This window comes from Klebsiella sp. OBRC7 (assembly GCF_000293135.1).
In the GTDB taxonomy this organism is placed as follows: domain Bacteria; phylum Pseudomonadota; class Gammaproteobacteria; order Enterobacterales; family Enterobacteriaceae; genus Klebsiella; species Klebsiella michiganensis.
Window position 1 is genome coordinate 1 of record NZ_ALNJ01000138.1, and the last position, 24,891, is coordinate 24,891.

Genomic DNA, 24,891 nt, shown 5'->3' on the forward strand with positions numbered 1-24,891 from the left:
ACCTTTCCATTTATTGCTTTCCCATGAAGTTGTTAAATTATTATTAGAAATAGTACTCTTACAAAACTCGATAAACTTAATAACATTATCGTGAGGGTTGTTTTTATTGCTTGGTTCAAAAATAAATATATTGTTCATAATGCTCTCCAGGGATTGAATTTTTTACACGTTAAACATTTCAAATCCTCTTTCGTATCTTCCAATAAGAAAAATGCATCTGAAACATACTTGATAAAAAAGTTCTTGTTTTCTTCAATCTCTATGCCCATAAGTATATTAGATAAGGGGTTAAAAAACGCACTTAGTCTCTTATCGATGTCATAAACGTTGTCAGGATTATTTTTTATATATATCATAGAAGAGTTTACTGATTTATGATCTAACGCTTTAGCAATCACCTCAATTGAGGCTCCTTCATTAGCCAGTCGACTTCCTAACGTATATCTGAATCTTCTAGCATTAAGTTCTATATAGCTGTTAGTCCTTTCTGACCTAACATCGAATTTTGACGGAAAGTGTTTTAATAGTTTTGACATAACTGAATTTTTCATATGGAAAAAATCTGTTGTTAAATCATATAAAAAATCCTCAATCCTTTTTGTTTCCGTAATCTTATCTAAATTCATGAAGATTGGTAATTCGCCTCTATAGTTACTAATCCCAACACTGAATTTATCTTCAACAAACGCCTGATTTTGATTAATTAGCATTGATAAGCTGTCATATAAGAACGGTTCTATCATAACCATGTTAAATTCTTTTCTGAAACATTTTCTTTGTTTTACTTTTGGTACATTCAAAAAGCACCCTCTCTCATTTTTAATGAGATCTTTAGCTTTTAGAGATATTAATTGTAATGGCCTTCTTCCTGTTATTGCCAGCAAAAGGATATAACAATACAAAAAGCATTGAATTTTCTTCTCATGATAAAATTTTCCAACGGCGTTAATGATGTTATTGAATTCCGTTTCAGTTAAAGGTCCTTTATTTGGATCTCGTCTTTTAACTGCATCTCCTGTTTGGTTTGGAATGATTTTTATTTTCTCCAGCATTCTAATGGCAGTCGCTTCTACCCCAGGGTAATTGAGATTTTTCCATTTAATGATGAAAGCCTTAATTAAGTTTAGTTTGTAGTTTCTTTCTGAACCTAAATAAACATTCAATTGATATATTGCTTTGTCATCAATCGTATCGATGGTTATTGCACCAAACCACTTATAAAATAGAGTGTTAATATTTTGTATATAAAAAGAACTATATTCAGACGCATAGTAAGCTAATGTTTTTAAGTAGCTAAGTTTCATTTTTGTAGGCATTATATCTACAACTTTATGAGGGTATACGCAGTTTTCTTTATCAAGTTGCCATTTCTTATCTGACAGTTTGAAACTATATCTATTCATCTTAGCAAAAAAAATTTGCTCACTTTCAATACATTTGATTTCCACATTAAACCCCACTAATTATTTTACTTACTGATTTATAGACCTTTAGGACGACATCCTTCTCTTGTTGGGATATATATTTAAAATTGTATCTATCACACATGATTGACTCCTTTGACCAACCCATTAGATAATTCCTTAAATCTTTCCTTCTACTATATTCTAATTCAGCGCCTTCTATTCCTTTAGAATACATATAATTCCAAGAGTGCCTTAACCTATGACCTGAAAGATTATATAGCTTTGGACTTGCTCGTTTCAGTGTTGATATCACCTTCTCATAAGCTGAAATGCTTAAGGGTTCTCCTGCGTTTTTTCCGGTGCAATGAGCCACCAATAAGAAATTATGCTTTTTCCTTTTTGTCATTTTTTCCCTGCTATTGCTTATGTAATCAAAAATTTCACTGGCTAACTCATCAGATAACGGAATAACCCTTTCTCCAGTCTTTACTAATGGTTGATAAGATCTTCCATCTTCTTTTGAATCATGTCTTCTGACTACACTTAAAGTGTTGTCTCTGAGATCAAAATCATCTATTTTAAGATTGAGCAACTCTCCAGCCCTTAAACCTAAATTTAAGAGCAAGGTAAATATTAGTCTGTTCCTGACCTGTACTTCCTTATGGAAAGGGTTTTCAATCCCGCCAATTTCCAATAGACGGAAAAGCACATTGATCTCTTCTTCGTTTAACGATTTTTCAGATATTTCATTCATATTCAATGAACTGTTTCTTGGAATATGTGCTCTGATACTTTCAATAAATACTTCTACTTCATACTTTGCATGAATCCCCTTTGACGAATGAACTAATCCACATAACCACTTAAGGTAGCGTGAAAAAACGTGTACTCTATAACTAAAGGTTCTCTTCGCAATAAACTTATTACTTGCTGATTTTATATTTATAATTTTTTGTCTATCGAATCTTTGTTTCGCATATCTTACCAGATCATCTATTTCTGCAACACTGAGATACTTTTTAAGCTCAATTCTCTCAACTATATTAATTTTCCTACTATCTAAGAAATTACTAAAAATTAGTAAGTTAGTTGCAACTATTTCCATAGTTGAGGCGGTTGCGCCTCTATTTCTTATGTCTGTAGTAAGAAATAGATTTTGATAGTAAGCTGGTAAATTACTATTTTTATCAAGGATCAGGCATCCTCGCTCCCCATTACTCATGATGAATTTCTTTACTTTATATCCCATTTTGACCTCATTCTTTACAAATTAATATCACTCTCACTTATTAAATATATTCCAATTCAAAATAATTCAAATTTTTTACAATGACTTTAGTTTATTTGGTATATATATTAATGGCTTGAAAAAAAATATTTGACGTCAAATAAACAGGTACGGCTAGTAAAAAGTATCCATACCCGATATTAAGAAAACCATCTCTAAACCTTATAGCAAAAGCTCTGCCAGAAAAAAAGTAAAGAATTCCGTTAAATATAGTAATTTTTTAGATTTAAACTTTACAAAACCTCGTTTTTTTTGAAACTCAGTCAGTGAACTTATAAGGCCTATAAATTTATTTTCTTAATATTATTAAAAGTTAAAAGATCGATGTAGCAACATTCCTCTTAAGCAACATGCTTTCTTGAATTCTCTATAGTTAATTGAATCCATTCATCGATTTCGCTTTCGATAAAAGCAATAGCACGAATACCGATCTTTACAGGCTGTGGAAACCGATTTTGGCTGATAAGACGATAAATCCAAGCCTTACCAAATCCGGTTTTATTCATCACTTCTGACAGGCGGATAAGACGTGTGCATGGCTGATTCATGGTATTTCCCTCATCTATGTTGACGGAAATGAATATACGATTGAATCACCAGCAAAAAGAGCGACCTTCAGATCGCCAAGGGTATGGATATCAGTCTTTATCAGAATCCGCGATTTTCATCACGTCTGAAACTCTGATGTTTTTGAGATGACTGTTTTTGTTGATGAACAGATGGAACTGACGGATGAAAGGTATACTGGCTGCTTTTATCGCCAGTGGTCTGTCTGTGTCCCGAATTTGGTGATTGAGGCGGGTCTGTTCTTCATCATCATCGTCGGTGTAAAGGAGGCGTGAAAGTCGATCTTCTGATATGCGAACCTTGTGCAGAGTAGACCATACAAGGATGTCAATCATGGGTATGAGTCTGTAGTTGATGATTTTCTTGATGGTTCCATAGCCAAACCTGATCGAATCAGATGTATCGGCTTCAATGCCCCGTACTTTACGCCATTGAGGTAGCGCGGCTTTCAAAGATTCAGCTATTTCCTCATCAGTTCCATTCGCAAGGTCTATTTCGACCATGACAGTATCTCTGAACAGCTTAGGGAGAGCTTCGGATACAGGGCTATCGAGAAATTCACGGTTAACCGAATACTCATCACTTCCATCCCAGAAAAATAATGAATTCCGTAATCCAACGATGCTGAGCTGAGCCAGCCGTTCTGTCGTGGTCAAAAAGAAATGTGGGGGTTGGTAAAGGGTGTCCTCTCTCGTGAGGTATCCGAGATGTTGCTCTGTAATAAGAAACGGTTTTCCGCTGAAAATTCGGTCAATATAGAGGTTCACGGCTTTCGCTTCGAATTCCTCATGATAAGGCTTAAAGAACAGTGTCCTTGCAAGCAGCTCATGGTAAAGCTGTATGAGAGTCAGATCTTCAAATCCTCGATAGGTATTGATATCCAACCATTTTTTAACTTCTTTGGTGTGTTCCGTTGACCAGTTTCTCATGATTGCCATTTGGTGCCTTTGTTATTCCATTCAGAAATGGATAGTTGAACTCATCTGAGCGACCAGAAGCAATAATTATAAAAAATGCAGTCATAAAAAAGAGCTACGCTCTACCGAGACATAGCCCTTAGTTCAGCATCAGCTTCCTCTATGCACGTCGATTAAACGTCCCATGCATCACATTGCCACCATTCTCAAGGCTATCCATATAGTCAGCATACCATTGCAGCATCTCACGTCTGCCATCAAGATATTGCGCATGGTTATAGGTACCACGGATAGCATTCTTATCAAGATGCGCAAGCTGGGTTTCAATCCATGCGGTGTTGTAGCCTTGTTCATGAAGAACGGTGCTCATGGTATGACGGAATCCATGCCCCGTAACGCGGCCGGTATAGCCAATTCGCTTAAACACCTGATTGATACTGGCTTCGCTCATTGTTTTACTTGGATCATTACGACCGGGGAACATTAGATGAAAATTACCAGTCATTGCCCTGATTTTTTCAATAATTTCCAATGCCTGCACGGATAACGGAACAATATGAGGACGCCGCATTTTCATGCGTTCGGCAGAAATTTCCCATAACCCTTTATCAGTATAAATTTCAGACCATAACGCACCACGTAATTCACCCGTTCGAACACCAGTGATGATCATTAGTCGGGCGGCTAACACTACCAACTCACTACCAGAGTAGCCAGCAAGGGCTTTAAAAAAGGCTGGAAGCTCCTCAATGGTCAGGAATGGATAATGTTTAGACTCATGCCCCTGCATAGCACTGGTGAGATCTGGTGCGGGGTTATACTCGGCTCTGCCTGTAACTATGGCGTAGCGAAACACTTCACCACACCGCTGACGTACTTTCTTAGCTTTCTCAGTCGCACCTCGCTCTTCCATCTTTTTAAGCACGTTAAGCAATTCCAACGGCTTGATGTCTGCAACAGGACGTTGACCGATGAACGGGAAGACATCTTTGTTGAAGGCTTCAAGAATGTCAGAGGCATATCCCGCAGACCATTTCTTCACTTTCATGTTGTGCCATTCGAGCGCAATTTGCTGAAAGGTGTTTTTTACTTCTTCGATTTGGGCTAGTTTGCTTTCTTTCTTAAACGCACTCGGATCAACGCCATTAACCAGCAGCTTTTTAGCATCATCTCTTTTGCTTCTGGCATCAGCTAAGGTAATGGTCGGGTAAACACCAAACACCACACGTTTTTCTTTACCTGCGATACGGTATTTCATGCGCCAGCTTTTGGTGCCGTTAGGGAACACCTCCAGATACATGCCCCCACCATCTGCTAACTTATAGGGTTTATCTTTAGGCTTGGCAGTCTCGACCTGTCTGGCATTGAGCTTCATTTGGGGGCATCTCCTCTAGACCGAATACAACATGCCCCCACCGATGCCCCCAACTCACCGTAGATTTTCGTGAACGTGAGTAGACGAGCAGAGACAACAAGGGCCGTGAAACGGCGTATTATAAGGATTTAAAGGGTGTTTGAGTAGACTTAGGGAGACGTTAAAATAGGTAGGATGGTGCCGATAATAGGAGTCGAACCTACGACCTTCGCATTACGAATGCGCTGCTCTACCAACTGAGCTATATCGGCCCTGCAAGATGTGCTGACGAGCGTAAGCACGGGATAGAAGGTTAAAACTAAGTGGGTGATGCGTCAATGCCCTTGCGAATCAAACGGCTACTTTTGCATCACCCAATTGGCATTAAGAACGAATGGTATCGTCGCCGAAACCAATCCACTTATAGGTTGTCAGGGCTTCCAGGCCCATCGGGCCGCGCGCGTGCAGCTTCTGGGTGCTGACCGCCACTTCCGCACCGAGGCCAAACTGGCCGCCGTCGGTAAAGCGGGTAGAGGCGTTGACGTACACCGCCGAGGAATCCACCTCGTTGATAAAGCGGTTCGCGTTGCCCAGGGTGCGCGTCAGGATGGCGTCGGAATGCTGGGTGCCGTGCTCGCGAATATGCGCTACCGCTTCATCCTGATCGGCCACCACCTTCACGTTCAGATCCAGCGACAGATACTCATTGTCATACTGCTCCGCTTTCACCGGCTCTACGCTGGCCGGGCCGTTTTGCAGCGCGGGCAGGGAGGCCGCATCGGCGTGCAGGCTAACGCCGCTTTCCGCCATCTGCTTGCTCAGCGCGGGCAGGAAGCGTTCGGCGATATCCTGATGCACCAGCAGCGTTTCGACCGAGTTACAGGCGCTCGGGCGCTGCACTTTGGCGTTAACGATAATCTTCAGCGCTTCGGCCACGTCGGCGGAGTGGTCGATATAAATATGGCAGACGCCGATACCGCCGGTGATCACCGGGATCGTCGACTGCTCGCGGCAAAGCTTATGCAAACCTGCGCCGCCGCGCGGGATCAGCATATCGATATACTTATCCATCTTCAGCATCTCGCCGACCAGCGCGCGATCCGGGCTCTCAATCGCCTGCACGGTGGCCGCCGGTAAGCCGCACTCCTGCAGCGCCTGCTGAATTACTTTCACCGTGGCGGCGTTGGTGCGCCAGGTCTCTTTACCGCCGCGCAGAATCGCCGCGTTGCCGGTTTTCAGGCACAAAGAGGCGACGTCGACGGTCACGTTCGGACGGGCTTCATAAATTACGCCCACCACGCCCAGCGGCACGCGGCGACGCTCAATGCGCAGGCCGCTGTCCAGCAGACCGCCGTCGATCACCTGACCGACCGGGTCCGCCAGGCTGCAGACCTGACGAACATCGTTAGCAATCCCGCTCAGGCGCGCCGGGTTGAGCGCCAGGCGGTCAAGCAGCGCCTCGCTCAAACCGTTGGCGCGCGCTTCCGCCAGATCCTCAGCGTTAGCCCGCAGGATCGCGTCGGTCTGCGCTTCAAGATAGTCGGCAATCTTTTCCAGCACCCGGTTCTTTTCGCGGCTGGAAAGCTGCGCGAGTTTGTACGAGGCCGCTTTGGCAGCAATGCCCATTTGTTCCAGCATTTTCAGCTCCTTAACGGATAATCATGTCGTCACGGTGGACGGCGACCGGGCCGTATTCATAGCCCAGAATGGCATCGATCTGCTGCGAGTGCTGCCCGGCGATGCGGCGCAGCGCATCGCTGTTATAGCGGCTGACGCCGTGGGCGATATCGCGGCCTTCAAGGCTGCGAATGCGGATCACTTCACCGCGCGAGAAGTTGCCGGTGATGGTTTTAATCCCTTTCGGCAGCAGGGAGCTGCCGCGTTCGAGAATTGCCTGGGTCGCGCCGGCGTCCACGGTAATTTCGCCCGCCGGCGGCGCGCCGAAAATCCAGCGCTTGCGGTTTTCCAGCGGCGATTCCTGGGCGTGGAAGCGGGTCCCGACGGAGATGCCCTCCATCACGTCGCCAATCACCCCCGGACGGCTACCGGCGGCGATAATGGTATCGATGCCCGCGCGGCAGGCGACGTCGGCCGCCTGCAGTTTGGTACCCATACCGCCGGTACCTAAACCGGACACGCTATCGCCCGCGACGGCGCGCAGGGCGTCATCGATGCCGTAAACGTCTTTAATCAGCTCGGCCTGCGGGTTGTTGCGCGGGTCGGCGGTGAACAGGCCCTGCTGATCGGTCAGCAGCAGCAGTTTATCGGCGCCGGCGAGGATCGCCGCCAGCGCCGAAAGATTATCGTTATCGCCGACTTTAATCTCGGCGGTCGCCACGGCGTCATTTTCATTAATGACCGGCACGATATTGTTATCCAGCAGCGCGCGCAGGGTATCGCGGGCGTTGAGAAAACGCTCGCGGTCTTCCATATCGGCGCGGGTCAGCAGCATCTGGCCGACGTGAATACCATAAATAGAAAACAGCTGTTCCCACAGCTGGATAAGACGGCTCTGGCCGACCGCCGCCAGCAGCTGTTTCGACGCAATGGTCGCAGGCAGTTCCGGGTAGCCGAGGTGCTCACGTCCGGCGGCGATCGCCCCGGAAGTGACTATCACAATTCGATGACCCATCGCGTGCAGCTGCGCGCACTGGCGCACTAATTCAACGATATGGGCGCGGTTCAGGCGGCGGGATCCGCCCGTTAAAACACTGGTGCCCAGTTTTACCACCAGCGTCTGGCTATCACTCATGATTCTCTGCCGTTCAAAAAGGAGTTTCGATATCGAGTTGATGTTGTAACAGGAGTCAGCCCGCTTGCCAACACCTGGCGTGGTGGACGAACCACTTCCTTGCGCGGATCGGGCATTCTGGCGGGGAAGTGTGACAAATTCATGACGGAAATAATTTAATACCCTTTTTTAGAAAAAGTTCCATATTGTCATAAATTTTTAATATTAGAGCGTTAAAAAACCTGCAGTTTTTGACGGGGCTTCCGCCCGGAATTGATTAGCGCGTATAAATAAATCACCAGGACTGAATAATGAAAAAGAGCTCACTGGCATTAATGATGATGGGTCTTATTGCTTCTTCGGCTACGCAGGCGGCAGAAGTTTATAATAAAAATGGCAATAAACTGGACGTCTACGGCAAAGTCAAAGCGATGCACTATATGAGCGACTATGACAGCAAAGATGGCGACCAGACCTACGTTCGTTTCGGCATCAAAGGCGAAACGCAGATTAACGACGATCTGACCGGCTACGGCCGCTGGGAATCGGAGTTCTCCGGCAACAAAACTGAAAGCGACTCTTCGCAGAAAACGCGTCTGGCGTTCGCCGGCGTGAAAGTCAAAAACTACGGTTCATTTGACTATGGTCGTAACCTCGGCGCGCTGTACGACGTTGAAGCCTGGACCGATATGTTCCCGGAATTCGGCGGCGACTCTTCCGCGCAGACCGATAACTTTATGACCAAACGCGCCAGCGGCCTGGCAACCTACCGCAATACCGACTTCTTCGGCGTGGTGGATGGCCTGGACCTGACCCTGCAATATCAGGGGAAAAACGAAGGCCGTGAAGCCAAGAAACAGAACGGCGACGGCTTCGGTACCGCCTTAAGCTACGATTTCGGCGGCAGCGACTTCGCCGTCAGCGCGGCCTACACCAGCTCCGATCGCACGAACGATCAGAACCTGCTGGCCCGCGGCACGGGTAAAAAAGCGGAAGCCTGGGCGACCGGCCTGAAATATGACGCCAATAATATCTACCTGGCGACCATGTATTCAGAAACCCGCAAAATGACGCCAATCAGCGGCGGTTTTGCCAATAAAGCGCAGAACTTTGAAGCCGTGGCGCAGTACCAGTTCGATTTCGGCCTGCGTCCGTCCCTGGGCTACGTGCTGTCAAAAGGCAAGGATATTGAGGGCGTGGGGAGCGAAGACCTGGTCAACTACATTGACGTTGGCGTGACCTATTACTTCAACAAAAACATGAACGCCTTTGTGGATTACAAAATCAACCAGCTGAAGAGCGATAATAAGCTCGGGATCAACGATGACGATATCGTCGCTGTCGGTATGACCTACCAGTTCTAAGCTGTCGCCGGTAAAAAACAATAAAGCCGCCGTGGTGACAGGGCGGCTTTATTCTTGCTGATTAACGGTTTTTCGCCAGATGCAAATTATCGTTATTCATCGTGATCTGCGCGTTATATTCCTTCGGCAGGCGGCGCGCCTGATAAAATACCGATTGCCAGTACGGATTATCCAGCGAAGAGCGCATCACGCCCTGGCTGGTGGAGGCATGGAGGAAATTACGGTCGGTATCATAGAAGCCGACGTGCATGCCGCCTTTAATGCGGAAGAAAACCAAATCTCCCGGCCGCAGCTGCCGCGGGCTCACGCGTTCTCCCATATGCAGCAGTTCGCGGGTGGTGATGCGCTCCATCGGCAGGTTGAAGCGATCTTTGAGCGTACGCCAGACAAACCCGGAGCAGTCGACCCCGCTTTGCTCCGTCCCGCCCCACTCGTAGGGCGTTCCCTCCCAGGTATGCATCTGATCGTGCAGCGCGGCGATCACCGGGATCAGATCGTCAGAACCTCCGTCGATGGTCGCGTGGCTACTCTGGGCGGCGGTTTTATGCGGTTTCGATGAGGATGAACATCCTGCCAAAAGCAAAAAAGGAACCAATAATAGCGCGTGAGAGAGTCTGGGCTTCATATCATTGTTTTTCGTCACTGAAAACGGGCCGTGATATTTTATAGCCGATTCGCTACGGCCTCAGAATGACCAAAAGCAAAATTTACGAAACCTTACGTAAATAATATAGGTCGGATACGCGGTGAACATCGGCGGTCTTTATTTTGGCCGGGAGCGCCTCATTTGCCATTAATAAATTTTTTCTCTGTGAAACAATATTTCACAAACATCCACGCGTCGCGCGTCTGTTCCGCTTCAGCGCAAGGTGAAAGATCCTCATCATCCCGCCATTGCGCCGCCACGCTGCCCTCCAGTACTTTTGTACCCTAAAAAAGAGAGTGGGGCGGGCTAATGCATCCGGATTTTCGCCAACTGCGCAACTTTGTCGCGTTAGTTGAATACGGCAGTTTTAATCGCGCGGCGGAGGCGGTGTGCCTGTCGCAGTCGGCGTTCAGCCGCAGCATTCAGGCGCTGGAGCAGAGCGTCGGCCATCCGTTATTCGATCGCCAGAGCAAGCTACCGACGCTCACCCTGCACAGGCAAAAGCTGCTGCCCGGCCCCCGCCGTGAGGCTGATTCCGACCGCCATCGGCGAGTTTCACCGCTTTTGCCGCAGGCGAGGGTGCGCTTTCAGATTGATAACTGGCTGGCTCTGCATCAGGATCTGGCGACTACGGCGGGCTGGCGTGTGCCGGTCCGCCGTTTATCTGGCGGATAAACGCCATCGGCGAATAGCCCATCGCTTTGCGGAACATCGCGGTAAAGGCGGCCGGATACTCATAGCCCAGACTGAGCGCGACTTCGGTAACCGAACGCCCCTCACGCAGCGCCGTCATGGCGTACATCAGGCATGCCTGCTGGCGCCAGTCACAAAACGCCATCCCGGTCTCCCGGCGAAACAGACGATTAAACGTGCGTACGCTTTTACTCAGTTTTTGCGCCCACTGCTGCGGCGTACTGCGGATGCTCGGCTGGCGCTGAAAATCGCCGCATAGCGCCGCGAGGTGGCTGTTCTGCGGAAGTGGCGTAAACATCGGCAGCGGCGCGGCGGCGCGCAGTTCATGGAGCAGCAGCGCAATCAGGGCGGCATCGCGCCCGCTCTCGTCATACAGCAGCGGTAGCTGACAGGCGGCCAGCAGCAGCTGATGGGTCAGCGGAGAAACCTGTAAGACTTCGCAGCGTTCGCTTTCCCGCGGGGCGACCCGCGCGTCAATATACAGGCTGTGGGTGCTGACGCCGGGCATCCAGACGCGATGCGGTTTCGTCGCCGGGATCCAGACCCCGCTGAACGGCGGCACCAGCCACTGGCCGTCGTCCGTTTCGACCTTCATTAATCCGTGCATGGCGTACAGAAACTGCGCCCGGCGGTGGCTATGTCGCTCCAGAAGCGTGTTGGGCGGATAGTCGCTGCCCAGCGCCAGCACCCGGCGAGGAAGATGGTCGACGTCATTAATCGCAACGTTGCGCATGAAGATAGCCCTGGCTGAAATTCGTAATAGATTGGCTTTAAAGCGTAAGCCGGCCACGGCGTTATTCTATATCGTTACCTCCTTTTGTGGAGGAGTGCGAATGAGCGACTGGCTTTTTCTGTGCGGCATACTTTCCGGCGTGACCACCTGGCTCTTTGGCTTCGGCGGCGGTTTCGTCACCGTCCCGCTGCTCTATCTCCTGGTGACCGGCGCGTGGGGCGCGCAAAGCGTCGTCGGGCAACAGGCGATGCACATCGCCGTCGCCACCTCGGCGCTGGTCATGCTTTGCTCCGCGCTGCTGGCGAGCTGGCAACACGCGCGTACCGGTACCCTCTGCTGGCGCCGCTTATGGGCCATGCTCACCGGCATTGCCGTTGGCGGAACGGCGGGCGCGCTGCTGGCGCTTGAGGCGAGCGGGGCGTGGATCCGCTGGCTGTTCGTTATCTACCTGCTGGCAACCGTTGCCGATTGCTACCTTCGCGCCGGATTTATGACCCCGCCATCCCGCCGGGTGATACCGACGGTGCCGCATGAGCTAACGGTAGGGGGGATCATTGGCCTGATCGCCTCTTTTCTCGGCGTGGGTGGAAGCGTGATGACCGTCCCTCTGATGCGCCGTCGCGGCGTGCTGATGGCTGAAGCGGCGGGGATGGCCAACGCGCTGACGCTGCCGCTGGCGGCAACGGCGACGCTAACCTGGCTGTTGATGGCCTGGCTGTCGCCGGTGGCGTTACCGAATGGGTTTGTCGGCAATATCTGGCTGTCGGCGGCGGCGCAGCTGGTGGTGGGAAGCTGGCTGGGGTTAAAAATCGCCTCCCGCTGGCTGGCGCGTTTACCGGACCGCTGGCATGTGCGAATTTATCCGCTATTGCTGATTGCCGTGCTGCTGGTGATGAGCGTGTGGGGATAATGAGGGACGCGGCGCTGCGCATCCATCCGAGAGTAGCCCGGGTCATTCTGCTGTCATTTTTCTTGCGCATGCTCTCGCGAGGCACCGTGGCCGATAAGGGAAAATAAACGATGGGTAAAACGCTGACCATTTTCGATCTGGATAATACGTTAATTAAGGGCGACAGCAGTACGCTATGGAGCCGCTTTATGGTGCGCGAAGGCTGGGTAAACGATCCCGATTACCTGGCGCGGGAAGCGAGGCTGATGGACGACTACGACCGCGGCGAAATGAATATTGCCGATTATGTGGCTCTGATTCAGGCGCCGCTGATTGGCGTCGCAAAGCGGGACGTGGACGCGCTGCTGGCGCGCTGCGTGCGCGACGAGATTATGCCGCGCGTGTATCCCCAGGCGTGGGATCTGATTCGGACTTTACAGGCTAAGGGCGAGCAGATGCTGGTGATCTCGGCCTCGGTCAGCCTGCTGGTGCAGGCGGTGGCGGCGCAGCTGGGTATCGAACAGGCGCTGGGGATTGACGTTGAGATGGCCGACGGCGGCTATAGCGGCGTGATTGCCGGTACGCCAAGCTATCAGCAGGGGAAGGTGTTGCGCCTGGCGCAGTGGCAACAGGCGCATCCTGAATACTCGGGGGAGGTGACCTTTTACACCGACTCGATCAACGACCTGCCGCTGTGCCTGCATGCCGATCGCGTACGGCTGGTCAATCCGTGCCCGCAGCTGGCGGCGGCGAACGCGCAGCACCGGTGGCCGGTGCTGGCGTGGCGGCTGTGATTTTTCCCCCGGGTCGCGGCGTAAACGCCTTACCCGGGCTACTTTTCGTGCCGTTTGGGTAGCCTGGACAGGTGCGCAGCACCGCCTCCGGGGAAAAAACTAATCAGCTTTAAACAGCGGCACCACGCTGCCGCCGATATAGCGGCGGCGCAGCCAGGCGGACAGCGTATCCATCGCCATCACCACCGCCACCAGCAGCAGGGTAATAAACATCACTACGTCCCAGTTCCACAGACGCATATTTTCCGCATAAATCAGGCCAATGCCTCCCGCGCCGACAAAGCCGAGCACCGCGGCGGAACGGGTATTCGATTCAATCTGATACAGGCTCAGCGCCAGGAACGTTGGGAAAGACTGGGTAAAAATGCTGAAACGGTGCTTCTGCAAACCGTTCGCCCCCACCGCCGTCAGGCCGCGTCCCGGCGAGCGGTCAACCGCCTCGTGCCCCTCAGCGTACAGTCGGCCCAGCAGCCCGGTATCCTGCATAATTATCGCCAGCACCCCGGCCAGTGGCCCGAGCCCCACGGCGCGGACAAAAATCAGCCCCCAGATAGCCATATCGATACCGCGCAGCACGTCGAACAAGCGGCGCATCAGCAGAGCGATCGTTCCCGGAATCAGGCCGCGCATAATATTACGCGCCGCCAGAAACGAGAGCAGCAGGGCGATGACCGTCGCGGTAAGCGTCCCGGCGAAAACAATCGCCAGGGTAATGGCGATTTGCGTGAAGTAATAGCGAAACGGCCAGTTGAAAAAGTCGTGCCAGACGAACATCCGTAGCAGATAGCGGCTGATTTGCTGCAGCCCCGTGGTGAGTTGCTCGCCGCTGATGCCGAACTGCATAAAGAACCAGACATAGTAGAGGACGCTGGCCAGCGCAAGCAGGCCGACGTAGCGCAGATAGCGCCCCTGGGTCTGGTATAAATGCCGATGCTGGCGACGGCTGGCGGCGATATCCGGTTGATTTTGCCACTGACTCATTTTTTCCCCTCCAGAACCCACTGCCGCAGGCGGCCGGATAGCATATCCAGCAGCGATACCACGATAATAATCAACAGCAGCGTAATGCTGACCTGATCGTACCGGTCCAGTTTGATATTGGTCATCAGCTCCTGGCCAATGCCGCCCGCGCCCACCAGCCCGAGGATCGTTGAGGAGCGGAAGTTAATTTCGAGGCGCATAAAGCCGTAGGAGAGAAAGATGGGTTTCACCTGCGGCCACAGGGCAAAGCGGATACGCTGCAGATGCGACGCGCCGCAGGCGGCCAGGCCGCGTACCGGTTTATCCTGGGCGCTCTCTACCGCTTCATAGAACAGCTTGGTCAGGCTACCGATGGTATGGAGCATTAATGCCAGAAAGCCGGGGATCGCCCCGATACCAAAAGCCATCACGAAGATCACCGCCCACGCCAGCTCCGGCATAGTGCGCAGAAAAGCCACCAGCACGCGGACGGCAAAACGCAGCGGGGCAGGGGACCAGGCGTTGTTGGCCGCAACGAACGCCAGCAGGGTGGCAATCGCCACCGCCACCAGCGTGGACGCCAGCGCCAGCTGCAGCGTTTCCCAGATAAGCGGCAGCTGAATGGGCAGACGATAGCCCCAGTAAGCCAGAGAGCCTTTAGTGTGCGAATCGGCAAACAGGTCGGTGACGTGCAGCGTCGGCAGCGTCTCGAACATGTAATCGAGAAAATTGGGCAGCGAGTGCCAGATAGTAAAGAGATTAAACTCGGCCATACTGCCCGCGGCAAAATAGAGCGCCAGCAGCAGCAGGGACCAGCTAAAGGTGTCGCGCTTTTGCCGCGAGCGGACCTGCTGGTAATAGCGTTCGAATTCGGTATGGGTATTATTCATGCGTCGCTGTGTCTTCAACGAGTCGCCGCCGCCCGCGAGACTGGCCGGACGACGGCGTCAGGGCGGGATTAACGCGCGGTAACCAGTTCGCGTTTCATATCAATGATTTGCTGGAAATCGGCTACGCTGCCCGGGCCGATATGCTGCGTGCCGCCCATCGCTTTGATAAAGCAGGCGTGATCGTCGGTATCCAGCTTTTTAATCGCGGTGACGACTTTGGCCTTAAAGTCAGCAGGCAGGGAATTGCTGACCAGGATTGGGCCGTTCGGGATCAGCGGCGATTGCCATATAATGCGGATTTGCTTCATCAAATCCGGATGATCCATGCGAATCAGTCGGTTGAAGGCGCCGACGCTGTAGCCGCTATTATAATCACCCACCATCGAGGTCCAGGTCACCGCGCCGGCAAACTGACCGTTCAGCACGCCCAGAATATCCTGCTCGTGGCCGCCGGAGAAGGTCACGCTGGAGAAGAAGTTATTATATTTATTATCCGACGTGCCGCCGAACTGCTGTTTAAAGGCGTGGTTGGGAATTAAAAAGCCGGAAGTGGAGTCCGGATCGGCGAAGCCAAACGCTTTGCCTTTCAGATCTTCTAACTTTTTATACGGACTGTCGGCTTTGACAATCACCACCGAGTGATAGCCGCGGGATTGATCTTTATCATCTACGGCAATCCCGACAATATCGACGGCTTTAGGGTTGTTAATATAAACGGAAGCGTATGATGACGGCGACATACTTAAGACCACGTCAACTTTTCCGCCCAGCAATCCCTGAATCACGCCGGAATAGTCGGAAGAGTTACGTAATTTTGTATCGACCTTCAGCTCCTTATCAAGAAACTGTTTAACGCACTGGTTATCACCAATTTGTTGGGTTGCGTTCTGACCGCCAAGGATGCCCAGATTTAATTCCTTCGGTTGTTCAGCAGCGCTTGCCTGCCACGCCATCATAATGCCTGCAACCGCTGCGGATAAACGAACTGCGCCAGTGATGTACTTTTTCATTATTTTGCCCGTGTGAGTGAAATTTAATGCAATTGGCTAATTTCATCGCCGTACAGCCGATGCAGAATATCCTGATTCAGCTGCGTGGGATGATCGTCAAAAATAATCTTGCCCTTGGCTACGCCGATGACCCGCGTGCAATATTCACGCACCAGTTCCACCGAATGCAGGTTTACCATCACGCTGATACCCTGTTCGCTAATTTCGCGAAGGACATTCATAATCCGCTGCGTATTTTTCGGGTCGAGAGAAGCGACCGGTTCATCGGCCAGCAAAATACCCGGGTTTTGCATCAGCGCCCGGCAAATCGCCACGCGCTGCATCTGGCCGCCGGAGAGGTTTTCCGCCCGCTGTAGCGCGTGCGGCAGCATATTCATCCATTCCAGCAGGGAGATCGCGCGGGCGCGGTCCGCGTCGGGGAAAACTTTGAATAATGATTTCAGGGTGGAGGTCTGGCTCAGGCGACCCAGCAGCACGTTGGTCAAAACGTCGAGACGCGGGACCAGGCAGAAATCCTGAAAGATCATGCCGCACTGGCTGCGCCAGGCGTTTAGCGCGCGGCCCGACAGCTTTGATACGTCCTGCGGCGTACCCACTTCCGGATAGCTGAGGATCTCGCCGCCGCTGGCGCTGTGGGTACCGTTCAGTACGTGCAGCAGCGTTGACTTTCCGGCGCCGGAGCGGCCAATGACGCCAACCAGCTCGCCCGCATGAAGATCGAAACTGATGCCGTCCAGTACGGTTTGCTGCGCGCTGTAGGATTTGCTCAGGTTGCGTACGCTCAGGACCTTACGCTGCCGGTCGGTAAAGGGCGGCGTAAACGGTTGATAATCGGTTTCTGCCACCGCAGCCAGGGAACTGTTCATAAATGCGTCCAGGTTCGTCAGTAAACTGGGCACTATTAATGGTGTTTTATATGACTGCCGGATGACAGTAAGGCGAACAAATAGTGAACGGATGCGAAAGTTGGCCGATTTATTGGAAAAAAAGTTCGTCATGGATCACACTTTTGCATCGGCAATCGGGCGTCTGTGAATACTCTGCCTACCTTTAATACGCGATAGCGCATGAGATTAATAATGATACGTATTCCCTCTGATAAAGATGACGCGTTCTATGCGACATTAGCCGGGGAACGCTATCGCCGCGGGTACAACGGGACGTCTCTGGACGCTCGTGCAACTCTTATATCTGAGTCGGTTTAAGCGAATAGATAATCTTTTCGTGTTTGATTACGATCCGCGGCGGGAAATTTTTAGTCGGTGACCATCCCTTTTGTGCGGCGTGTAATTCCATTATTTCCGCTAATTAATGAAATTAACCACTGATTTTGTGTTGTTTATTGGTTTTATGTTCTTATTTTTTGAATTTACTCGGTTTTTTCGCTTTTTAAAATAAAAGTGCGGTTAAGAATAGTCTTAACAACTAATGGCTAAGATCCTGGAACATATAATATTCACTTAAGAATCTACGCATATCCCCCCAATAACCATATGAAAAACAATGATTTTTGTGTTTAACTCAATATCCTTATTTTTATTCTTCTGACTTAAATTGACCTGGCCGGTAATTAGCCCTTTGCGCACTTATTGACACACATAGCGAAAAATCCTAAATTTGGTAACACAAGAAACAAGCAAGTCATTTAGTGTTCTTTGTTTGTGGCAATACTATTTTGAATTTTGATTGAATATATTAAAGAGGGAATTTGCTGACTTAGACTTTGCAGGCCTGGGCTATCAGCAGTGTTGTGATAAGTTCAAGATTTCCAGGACTATGGGGTTTAACTTTATATGGATTATAAATATTCTTTGGACCAGTGCATCTGGCCAGCGCATGACAGCTATTTTTTAAAAGGACTCGCTGAGCTAATTATTGATATTGATGACCTGATTTACCTGTCGCTTGAAAAGGTACGCCGGGAGTTTATATTTATTAATCTTAGCGCCAGTTCACTCAATTATTTTATTCGCCGCGATAGCGAGTGGCTGGCTGAAATGAAAGGCAAGCAAATTGTATTAATTGCCGCGAGGCGCTCGGAAGCGCTGGCCAACTACTGGTATTACAATGGTGCTATTCGTGGCGTGGTCTATGTGGACTTAGCCAAGGATATTCGTCAGGAGCTGGCATACGTTATCAACGGCCGTTTTCTACGTAAAGATATAAAGAAAGACAAAATTACCAACAGGGAAATGCAAATAATTCGGATGACGGCACAGGGAATGCACCCGAAATCTATTGCCAAGATTGAAAATTGTAGTGTGAAAACGGTTTATACCCATCGGCGAAATGCCGAGGCAAAACTGTATTCAAAGATATATAAGTTAGCGCTGTAATTGGTAATAAACGTTGTTTTTAAAATTGTGCACCAGGTCGTAACACCCAAAATAATTTGCGTCGCAGATAATAATGATGCGGCCTGAACTATGGCGGGAATGCACACAGACGTGGGACATCAGGTCCCTTAATAAACTCAGGATGAAAAAGCTATGAAAAAAAAGGTTCTTGCAATTGCTCTGGTAACCGCGTTTGCCGGTATGGGTGTCGCTCAGGCAGCTGACGTTACTGCTCAGGCAGTCGCTACCTGGTCCGCAACCGCCAAAAAAGACACTACCAGCAAGCTGGTGGTGACCCCGCTGGGCAGCCTGGCTTTCCAGTATGCCGAAGGGGTTAAAGGCTTTAACTCACAGAAAGGCCTGTTTGATGTGGCTATCGAAGGTGACGCCACCGCGACCGCATTCAAGCTGACCTCTCGTCTGATCACCAACACCCTGACTCAGCTGGATACCTCTGGTTCCACCCTGAGCGTGGGCGTTGACTACAACGGCGCAGCGGTCGAAAAAACGGCTGACACCACCATGATCGACACCGCGGCGGGCACCCTGGGCGGCAACCTCAGCGCGCTGTCTAACGGCTATAACGTCGCCGGTCGCACCACCGCTCAGGACGGCTTCACGTTCTCCATCATCAGCGGCACCACCGATGGCACCACTGCCGTTACTGACTACAGCACGCTGCCGGAAGGTATCTGGAGCGGCGACGTCAGCGTACAGTTCGACGCGACCTGGACCAGCTGATCCTCTCGTAGCACCAGGCAGGGGGGCTCCCCCTGCCTTATTTCACGGATTGAATTCATATGAAAAAACACATTCTGGCCATCAGCCTGTTGCTCAGCACAATGACGCCAGCCCTGGCGCTGGATGTGGGCGATATCTCTTCATTTATGAACAGCGGCAGCAGCACGCTGAGCAAAGAGATCAAGAACACGACCGACAGCGGTCGCTTAATAAACATCCATATGGAACGCCTCTCTTCGCCGCTGGACGGTGGCAAGGTGATCCCGATGGATAAGCAGGACGAGATTTTACTGACCCCCGCCAGTCTGCTGCTGCCCGCGAAGGCCAGCGACGTGATCCGCTTTTTCTACAAAGGCCCGGCGGACGATAAAGAGCGCTATTACCGCATTGTCTGGTTCGATCAGGCGCTCAGCGATGCTCAGCGCAATGGCTCGACCCGCAGCGCGGTAGCGACGGCCTCGGCGCGGATCGGCACCATCCTGGTGGTCGCGCCAAGAAAAGCCAACTTCCGATATCAGTACGCCAACGGCACGCTGGTCAATACCGGTAACGCGACGTTGCGGATTCTTGCCTACGGCCCGTGTCTGAAGCCGGCTGACGGTAAAGAGTGCAAGGAAAATTATTTCCTGATGCCGGGAAAAGAGCGGCGCTTCACGCGCGTGAATGTAGCGGATAAAAAAGGACGGGTCGCGCTCTGGCAGGGCGAGCAGTTTGTTCCCGTGAAATAGACATTTCTTCTGACGGATCAACATTATGGCTCTACCAGGGAACGCTCCAGGATTAAAAACACTCCTTGCCTCCGGCATGGTCATTTTGCTGGTTCCGTTTAGCGTCACTGCCGCCACCGACAAAGTACAGCAAATCGGCGGCGTGATTATCCCTCAGGCCTTCAGCCAGGCGCTGCAGGACGGAATGAGCATCCCACTGTTTATTCATCTTGAAGGCAGCACCGGTACCCAGGACGATCAGCGGATCGGCAATGCCTTTATCTGGCTGGATAATGGCGTACTGCGCGTTCGCCAGATTCAGCTGGAAGAAAACGATAATAACGCCACCGTCAGCGAGCAGACCCGCAAACAGCTGACCGCGCTGGCCAATGAAGCTTTCAGCAAAGATCTTAACATTAGCCTGACGGATGATGCCCGGCTACAGCTCAGCCTGCGCCAGCTGCTTCTGCAGCTGGTGGTAAAAAAAGAGGCGCTGGGTACGGTGCTGCGCTCGCGCAGCGAAGATATCGGTCAGTCCAGCGTCAACACCCTTAGCAGCACCCTGAACTATAACCTCGGGGTCTATAACAACCAGATGCGCAACGGCGGCAATAACACCTCCAGCTATCTGTCGCTGAACAACGTCACCGCGCTGCGCGAGCACCACGTGGTGCTGGACGGCTCACTTTACGGTATTGGCTCCGGCAATCAGGACAGCGACGTCTATAAAGCGATGTATGAACGCGACTTTGCCGGTCACCGCTTTGCGGGCGGGATGCTGGATACCTGGAATTTACAGTCCCTGGGCCCGATGACCGCCGTTTCGGCAGGGAAGATCTACGGCGCTTCCTGGGGCAACCAGGCCAGTTCGACGGTGTTCGATAACACCCAGTCGGCCACGCCGGTGGTCGCCTTTTTACCCGCCGCCGGGGAAGTCCATCTGACCCGCGACGGACGCCTGATGAGCGTGCAGAACTTTGCCATGGGTAACCATGAAGTGGACACCCGCGGCCTGCCGTACGGGATTTATGATGTCGATGTTGAAGTGATTGTGAACGGCCGGGTGGTCAGCAAGCGTACCCAGCGGGTCAATAAATTGTTCAGCCGCGGACGCGGCGCCGGCGCGCCGCTGGCCTGGCAGTTCTGGGGCGGTAGCTTCCATATGGACCGCTGGTCCGAAAGCGGTAAAAAGACGCTGCCGGCAAAAGACAGCTGGCTGGCGGGCGCATCGGCCTCCGGGTCGCTCAGCACCTTAAGCTGGGCGGCGACCGGCTACGGTTACGATAACAACGCCGTCGCCGAGACGCGCCTGACCCTGCCGATCACCGAGTCCATTAACGTGAACCTGCAGAATATGCTGGCCAGCGACAGCTCCTGGAGCAGCATCGGCAGTATCAGCGCCACGCTGCCCGGCGGCTTTAGTTCGGTGTGGGTCAACCAGGAAAAAACGCAGATTGGCGACCGGATACGGCGCAGTAATGCCGACAACCGGGCCATCGGCGGCACGCTGAACCTCAATTCACTCTGGTCAAAGCTGGGTACCTTCAGCATTAGCTATAACGACGACCGCCGCTATAACAGCCACTACTACACGGCGGATTACTACCAGACGCTTTACACCGGCTCATGGGGATCGCTGGGCCTGCGCGCGGGCGTACAGCGCTTTAATAACGGCGACAGCAGCGCCAGCACCGGGAAATATATTGCGCTCGATTTCTCGCTGCCGCTCGGCAACTGGTTCAGCGCCGGGATGACGCACCAGAACGGTTACACCATGGCCAACCTGTCGGCGCGTAAACAGTTTGATGAAGGCAGCATTCGCACCATCGGCGCCAACGTTTCACGAGCGATTTCCGGCGACACCGGTGATGACAAAACCCTCAGCGGCGGCGCGTATGCCCAGTTTGATACCCGCTACTCCACCGGTACGCTGAATGTGAATAGCGGCGTGGATGGCTATGTGAACACCAACCTGACCGCCAACGGCAGCGTGGGCTGGCAGGGGAAAAATATTGCCGCCAGCGGCCGTACCGACGGCAATGCCGGGGTGATTTTCAAAACCGGTCTTGAAGACGACGGCAAGCTGAGCGCTAAGGTGAACGGCCGTATTGTTCAGCTCTCCGGTAACCGTAATTACCTGCCGCTGTCGCCGTACAGCCGCTATGAAGTGGAGCTGCAGAACAGTAAAAACTCGCTCGACAGCTACGATATCGTGACCGGGCGTAAGAGCCAGTTGACCCTTTATCCGGGCAACGTGGCGGTGATTGAGCCGGAAGTGAAGCAGATGGTGACGGTCTCCGGGCGTATCCGCGCGGAAGACGGCACGCTGCTGGCTAACGCGCGGATTAATAACCATATCGGTCGTACCCGCACCGATGAGAACGGTGAGTTTGTGATGGACGTGGATAAAAAATATCCCACCATCGATTTCAGTTACGGTAAAAACCAGAGCTGCGAAGTGGCGCTGGAGCTGAGCCAGGCGCGCGGCGCGGTGTGGGTGGGCGATGTGGTCTGTAGCGGCCTCTCCACCTATGCCCGCACGCAGCAGACAGGAGAAGGTAATGAAAGCTAAATGGCTGGCATGCTTAGTGATGTTCACGGCATCGCTGTACGCGATGCCGAATAAAACCGTCTGGCCCGATGCGGCGGCCATGCAGTTTGTTTTCGTGGAAAACAACTCGGACGATAACTTCTTCGTCACCCCGGGCGGCGCGCTGGACCCGCGCATGACCGGAGCCAACCGCTGGACCGGGCTGAAATATAACGGCTCGGGCACCATTTATCAGCAGAGCCTTGGCTATATCGATAATGGCTACAATTCCGGGATGTACGCTAACTGGCTTTACGATATGTGGCTGGAAAATTCGCCGGCTTCGCACCCTTTACTCGGCCTGCGCTGTATCAACTGGTATGCGGGCTGCGATATGGCCACCAGCCTGATTCAGCCGCAAACTACCGACGCCAACGGCTTCTACGGCGCTACGGTGACCAGCGGCGGGCAAAAGTGGATGCACGGGATGATGTCCGACTCTTTCTACCAGTATCTGCAGCAGATGTCGGTGGGCAGCAGCTTCTCGATGACCATCAACTCCTGCATGACCCCGGCAGTCTACGATGCCAGCAGCGGTGGTCGCTGCAAAGATCAAAACTCCGGCTATTGGTACGTGCGTAAAGTCACCCATACCAAAGCGGCAAACCTGAAGCTGATTAACACCCATGCGCTGGCGGAAGTGTTTATCAACAGCGACGGGGTCCCGACGCTGGGCGAGGGCAACGCCGACTGCCGCACGCAGACCATCGGTGCCCGCTCCGGGCTGGCTTGTAAAATGGTGAACTACAATTTGCAGCACAATGGCCTGAGTAATGTCTCCATTCATATTTTTCCGGCGATCAGCAATGCGTCGCTGGCGTCTTCGGTGAATAGCTACGATATGCAGTTCAGCCTCAACGGCAACTCATGGAAGCCGGTGAGCGGCATCTCTCAGTACTATACGTTTAATGAGATGAAGTCCTCTGATTCAATCTACGTATTCTTCTCAAGCAACTTTTTTAAGCGGATGGTGGATCTCGGAATCAGCGACGTGAATACCAAAGACCTGTTTAATTTCCGTTTCTATAACACCACCTCGCCGGAGTCAGGCTGGTATGAGTTTTCCACGTCCAACACGCTGATTATTAAACCGCGCGATTTCAGCATCAGCATTATTTCCGATGAGTACACCTCGGCGCCGACCCGCGAGGGCTACGTGGGCAGCGGCGAGCCGTCGCTGGATTTCGGCTATATTGTGACGACCAGCGGTAAGACCGCCGCCGACGAGGTGCTGATTAAAGTTACCGGCCCGGCACAGGTTATTGGCGGGCGCTCATACTGTATTTTTAGTTCACCCGACGGCACGGCGAAGGTGCCGTTCCCGGCGACGCTGGCGTTTACCACCCAGACAGGGGCTATCAAAACGTATGACGCCGGATGCGATGATACCTGGCGCGATATGACCGATGCCCTGTGGTTAACCACGCCGTGGACGGATATTTCCGGCGACGTGGGACAGATGGACAAAACGACGGTGAAGTTTTCCATCCCGATGGATAATGCGATATCGCTGCGCACGGTGGAAGATAACGGCTGGTTTGGTGAAGTGAGTGCTTCAGGAGAAATTCATGTCCAGGCGACGTGGCGTAACATTAACTAATTTGCTGCGGATGCTGATCTGCCTGCTGTCGCTGGGACTGGCGACAGCAGCGCAGGCTATCTCGGTGGGGAATTTAACCTTCTCGCTGGCGGCGGAAGATAATTTCGCGTCTAAGCGGGTAATTAATAACAATAAAAGCGCCCGGTTGTATCGGGTCTCTATTGTCGCTATCGACCGCCCCGGCGGCAAAGAGGTGCGCTCCCGTCCGGCGGACGGCGAGCTGCTGTTTGCCCCGCGTCAGCTTACCCTGCAGGCCGGGGAGAGCGAGTATTTTAAGTTTTACTACCACGGCCCGAAAGATGACCGTGAGCGCTATTACCGGGTCTCCTTTCGTGAAATACCCACCCGCAATTACGTGATGCGTAATCAAAGCGGGACGGAAGTGAGTATGGATCCGGTGGTGGTGATGGACACGATTCTGGTTGTGCGCCCGCGCGAGGTACGGTTCAAGTGGGCCTACGATCGGGCGGCGGGCACCGTCAGCAATACCGGAAATACCTGGTTTAAGCTGCTGATTAAACCCGGGTGCGATACGACGGAAGAGGAAGGGGATGCATGGTATTTACGGCCGGGGGACGTTGTCCGCCAGGCCACGCTGCGCCAACCGGGGAACCACTACATCATCTATAACGACAAATTTATAAAAATGACCAAAGACTGCCCGGTGAAGTAACC

Annotated in this window: 22 protein-coding genes, 1 tRNA gene and 2 pseudogenes; 10 read left to right on the forward strand and 15 right to left on the reverse strand. The window is 51.9% G+C overall.

All coding sequences use genetic code 11. From position 1 onward, the window contains the following. From HMPREF1144_RS33835 to proB, 9 genes and pseudogenes are all read right to left on the reverse strand, one after another. A pseudogene (locus HMPREF1144_RS33835) lies at positions 1 to 138 on the reverse strand (hypothetical protein); the annotation flags it as partial. Continuing rightward, on the reverse strand, positions 135 to 1,448 hold the full coding sequence (locus tag HMPREF1144_RS25885) for a tyrosine-type recombinase/integrase (protein WP_042928550.1): 1,314 nt from the start codon (positions 1,446 to 1,448) through the stop codon (positions 135 to 137). The pseudogene HMPREF1144_RS33835 and the gene HMPREF1144_RS25885, both read right to left, overlap by 4 nt. Position 1,449: 1 nt before the next feature. Continuing rightward, complete coding sequence (locus HMPREF1144_RS25890; RefSeq protein WP_009654528.1) at positions 1,450 to 2,655, reverse strand: site-specific integrase; 1,206 nt, start codon at positions 2,653 to 2,655, stop codon at positions 1,450 to 1,452. Between the two features lie 380 nt (positions 2,656 to 3,035). Then, a complete protein-coding gene (locus HMPREF1144_RS25895; protein ID WP_001075424.1) occupies positions 3,036 to 3,242 on the reverse strand; it encodes a helix-turn-helix transcriptional regulator in 207 nt (68 codons plus the stop codon). Positions 3,243 to 3,332: 90 nt separating this feature from the next. Further along, a complete protein-coding gene (locus HMPREF1144_RS25900) occupies positions 3,333 to 4,190 on the reverse strand; it encodes a DUF6387 family protein (protein WP_001412615.1) in 858 nt (285 codons plus the stop codon). A gap of 148 nt (positions 4,191 to 4,338) precedes the next feature. After that, positions 4,339 to 5,553 (reverse strand): tyrosine-type recombinase/integrase, encoded by a 1,215-nt coding sequence (locus tag HMPREF1144_RS25905; protein WP_001412614.1) that lies wholly within the window; start codon positions 5,551 to 5,553, stop codon positions 4,339 to 4,341. Between the two features lie 175 nt (positions 5,554 to 5,728). After that, a tRNA-Thr gene (locus HMPREF1144_RS25910) sits at positions 5,729 to 5,804 on the reverse strand. A 112-nt stretch (positions 5,805 to 5,916) separates the two neighbouring features. Next, a complete protein-coding gene (proA, locus tag HMPREF1144_RS25915; protein WP_004848065.1) occupies positions 5,917 to 7,170 on the reverse strand; it encodes a glutamate-5-semialdehyde dehydrogenase in 1,254 nt (417 codons plus the stop codon). 10 nt (positions 7,171 to 7,180) lie between these two features. Next, the gene (proB, locus tag HMPREF1144_RS25920; RefSeq protein ID WP_004848066.1) at positions 7,181 to 8,284 is read right to left on the reverse strand and encodes a glutamate 5-kinase; all 1,104 of its coding nucleotides are present in this window, start codon (positions 8,282 to 8,284) and stop codon (positions 7,181 to 7,183) included. Positions 8,285 to 8,574: 290 nt separating this feature from the next. On the opposite strand from proB, the gene phoE reads away from it, so the two are divergent. Beyond that, positions 8,575 to 9,627 carry a phosphoporin PhoE gene (phoE, locus tag HMPREF1144_RS25925; protein ID WP_004129421.1) on the forward strand — a complete coding sequence of 351 codons (1,053 nt, stop codon included), beginning with the start codon at positions 8,575 to 8,577 and terminating at the stop codon, positions 9,625 to 9,627. A 61-nt stretch (positions 9,628 to 9,688) separates the two neighbouring features. On the opposite strand, the gene HMPREF1144_RS25930 is transcribed toward phoE, so the two are convergent. Beyond that, positions 9,689 to 10,252: a C40 family peptidase gene (locus HMPREF1144_RS25930; protein ID WP_004848069.1), complete on the reverse strand. Its 564-nt coding sequence runs from the start codon at positions 10,250 to 10,252 to the stop codon at positions 9,689 to 9,691. Positions 10,253 to 10,582: 330 nt separating this feature from the next. Between HMPREF1144_RS25930 and HMPREF1144_RS25935 the strand changes: the two are divergent. Then, a pseudogene (locus tag HMPREF1144_RS25935) lies at positions 10,583 to 10,903 on the forward strand (LysR family transcriptional regulator); the annotation flags it as partial. On the opposite strand, the gene HMPREF1144_RS25940 reads toward HMPREF1144_RS25935, so the two are convergent. Next, positions 10,902 to 11,699 carry an AraC family transcriptional regulator gene (locus HMPREF1144_RS25940; RefSeq protein ID WP_009654519.1) on the reverse strand — a complete coding sequence of 266 codons (798 nt, stop codon included), beginning with the start codon at positions 11,697 to 11,699 and terminating at the stop codon, positions 10,902 to 10,904. The pseudogene HMPREF1144_RS25935 and the gene HMPREF1144_RS25940 overlap by 2 nt on opposite strands. A 100-nt stretch (positions 11,700 to 11,799) precedes the next feature. Here HMPREF1144_RS25940 and HMPREF1144_RS25945 point away from each other — a divergent pair, with 100 nt between their 5' ends. Continuing rightward, positions 11,800 to 12,609 carry a sulfite exporter TauE/SafE family protein gene (locus tag HMPREF1144_RS25945; RefSeq protein WP_009654527.1) on the forward strand — a complete coding sequence of 270 codons (810 nt, stop codon included), beginning with the start codon at positions 11,800 to 11,802 and terminating at the stop codon, positions 12,607 to 12,609. Positions 12,610 to 12,719: 110 nt separating this feature from the next. Next, the gene (locus HMPREF1144_RS25950) at positions 12,720 to 13,382 is read left to right on the forward strand and encodes an HAD family hydrolase (protein ID WP_004848080.1); all 663 of its coding nucleotides are present in this window, start codon (positions 12,720 to 12,722) and stop codon (positions 13,380 to 13,382) included. Between the two features lie 99 nt (positions 13,383 to 13,481). Here HMPREF1144_RS25950 and phnE (HMPREF1144_RS25955) read toward each other — a convergent pair whose 3' ends face one another. The 4 genes from phnE (HMPREF1144_RS25955) to phnC all read right to left on the reverse strand — a co-directional run bounded on the left by phnE (HMPREF1144_RS25955) (position 13,482) and on the right by phnC (position 17,108). Continuing rightward, positions 13,482 to 14,363 carry a phosphonate ABC transporter, permease protein PhnE gene (phnE, locus tag HMPREF1144_RS25955; RefSeq protein ID WP_009654520.1) on the reverse strand — a complete coding sequence of 294 codons (882 nt, stop codon included), beginning with the start codon at positions 14,361 to 14,363 and terminating at the stop codon, positions 13,482 to 13,484. Then, complete coding sequence (phnE, locus tag HMPREF1144_RS25960; protein ID WP_004848084.1) at positions 14,360 to 15,232, reverse strand: phosphonate ABC transporter, permease protein PhnE; 873 nt, start codon at positions 15,230 to 15,232, stop codon at positions 14,360 to 14,362. The genes phnE (HMPREF1144_RS25955) and phnE (HMPREF1144_RS25960) overlap by 4 nt, the downstream gene beginning before the upstream one ends. A 68-nt stretch (positions 15,233 to 15,300) precedes the next feature. Then, the gene (gene phnD, locus HMPREF1144_RS25965; protein WP_009654530.1) at positions 15,301 to 16,242 is read right to left on the reverse strand and encodes a phosphonate ABC transporter substrate-binding protein; all 942 of its coding nucleotides are present in this window, start codon (positions 16,240 to 16,242) and stop codon (positions 15,301 to 15,303) included. Between the two features lie 23 nt (positions 16,243 to 16,265). Beyond that, on the reverse strand, positions 16,266 to 17,108 hold the full coding sequence (gene phnC / locus HMPREF1144_RS25970) for a phosphonate ABC transporter ATP-binding protein (protein WP_009654517.1): 843 nt from the start codon (positions 17,106 to 17,108) through the stop codon (positions 16,266 to 16,268). 927 nt (positions 17,109 to 18,035) lie between these two features. On the opposite strand from phnC, the gene ecpR reads away from it, so the two are divergent. The 6 genes from ecpR to HMPREF1144_RS26000 all read left to right on the forward strand — a co-directional run bounded on the left by ecpR (position 18,036) and on the right by HMPREF1144_RS26000 (position 24,889). Continuing rightward, a complete protein-coding gene (ecpR, locus tag HMPREF1144_RS25975) occupies positions 18,036 to 18,578 on the forward strand; it encodes an ECP biosynthesis operon DNA-binding transcriptional regulator EcpR (protein WP_004848088.1) in 543 nt (180 codons plus the stop codon). Positions 18,579 to 18,731: 153 nt separating this feature from the next. Continuing rightward, positions 18,732 to 19,319 carry a common pilus major fimbrillin subunit EcpA gene (gene ecpA, locus HMPREF1144_RS25980; protein ID WP_004848092.1) on the forward strand — a complete coding sequence of 196 codons (588 nt, stop codon included), beginning with the start codon at positions 18,732 to 18,734 and terminating at the stop codon, positions 19,317 to 19,319. A gap of 59 nt (positions 19,320 to 19,378) precedes the next feature. Beyond that, a complete protein-coding gene (locus tag HMPREF1144_RS25985) occupies positions 19,379 to 20,047 on the forward strand; it encodes a hypothetical protein (RefSeq protein WP_004848094.1) in 669 nt (222 codons plus the stop codon). Between the two features lie 25 nt (positions 20,048 to 20,072). Then, on the forward strand, positions 20,073 to 22,598 hold the full coding sequence (locus HMPREF1144_RS25990) for a fimbrial biogenesis outer membrane usher protein (RefSeq protein ID WP_032748159.1): 2,526 nt from the start codon (positions 20,073 to 20,075) through the stop codon (positions 22,596 to 22,598). Next, positions 22,588 to 24,216, forward strand: coding sequence for a fimbrial adhesin EcpD (ecpD, locus tag HMPREF1144_RS25995; RefSeq protein WP_009654522.1), 1,629 nt, complete (start codon positions 22,588 to 22,590; stop codon positions 24,214 to 24,216). The genes HMPREF1144_RS25990 and ecpD overlap by 11 nt, the downstream gene beginning before the upstream one ends. After that, positions 24,185 to 24,889 carry a molecular chaperone gene (locus tag HMPREF1144_RS26000; RefSeq protein ID WP_004848099.1) on the forward strand — a complete coding sequence of 235 codons (705 nt, stop codon included), beginning with the start codon at positions 24,185 to 24,187 and terminating at the stop codon, positions 24,887 to 24,889. The genes ecpD and HMPREF1144_RS26000 overlap by 32 nt, the downstream gene beginning before the upstream one ends. Positions 24,890 to 24,891: the final 2 nt, after the last annotated feature.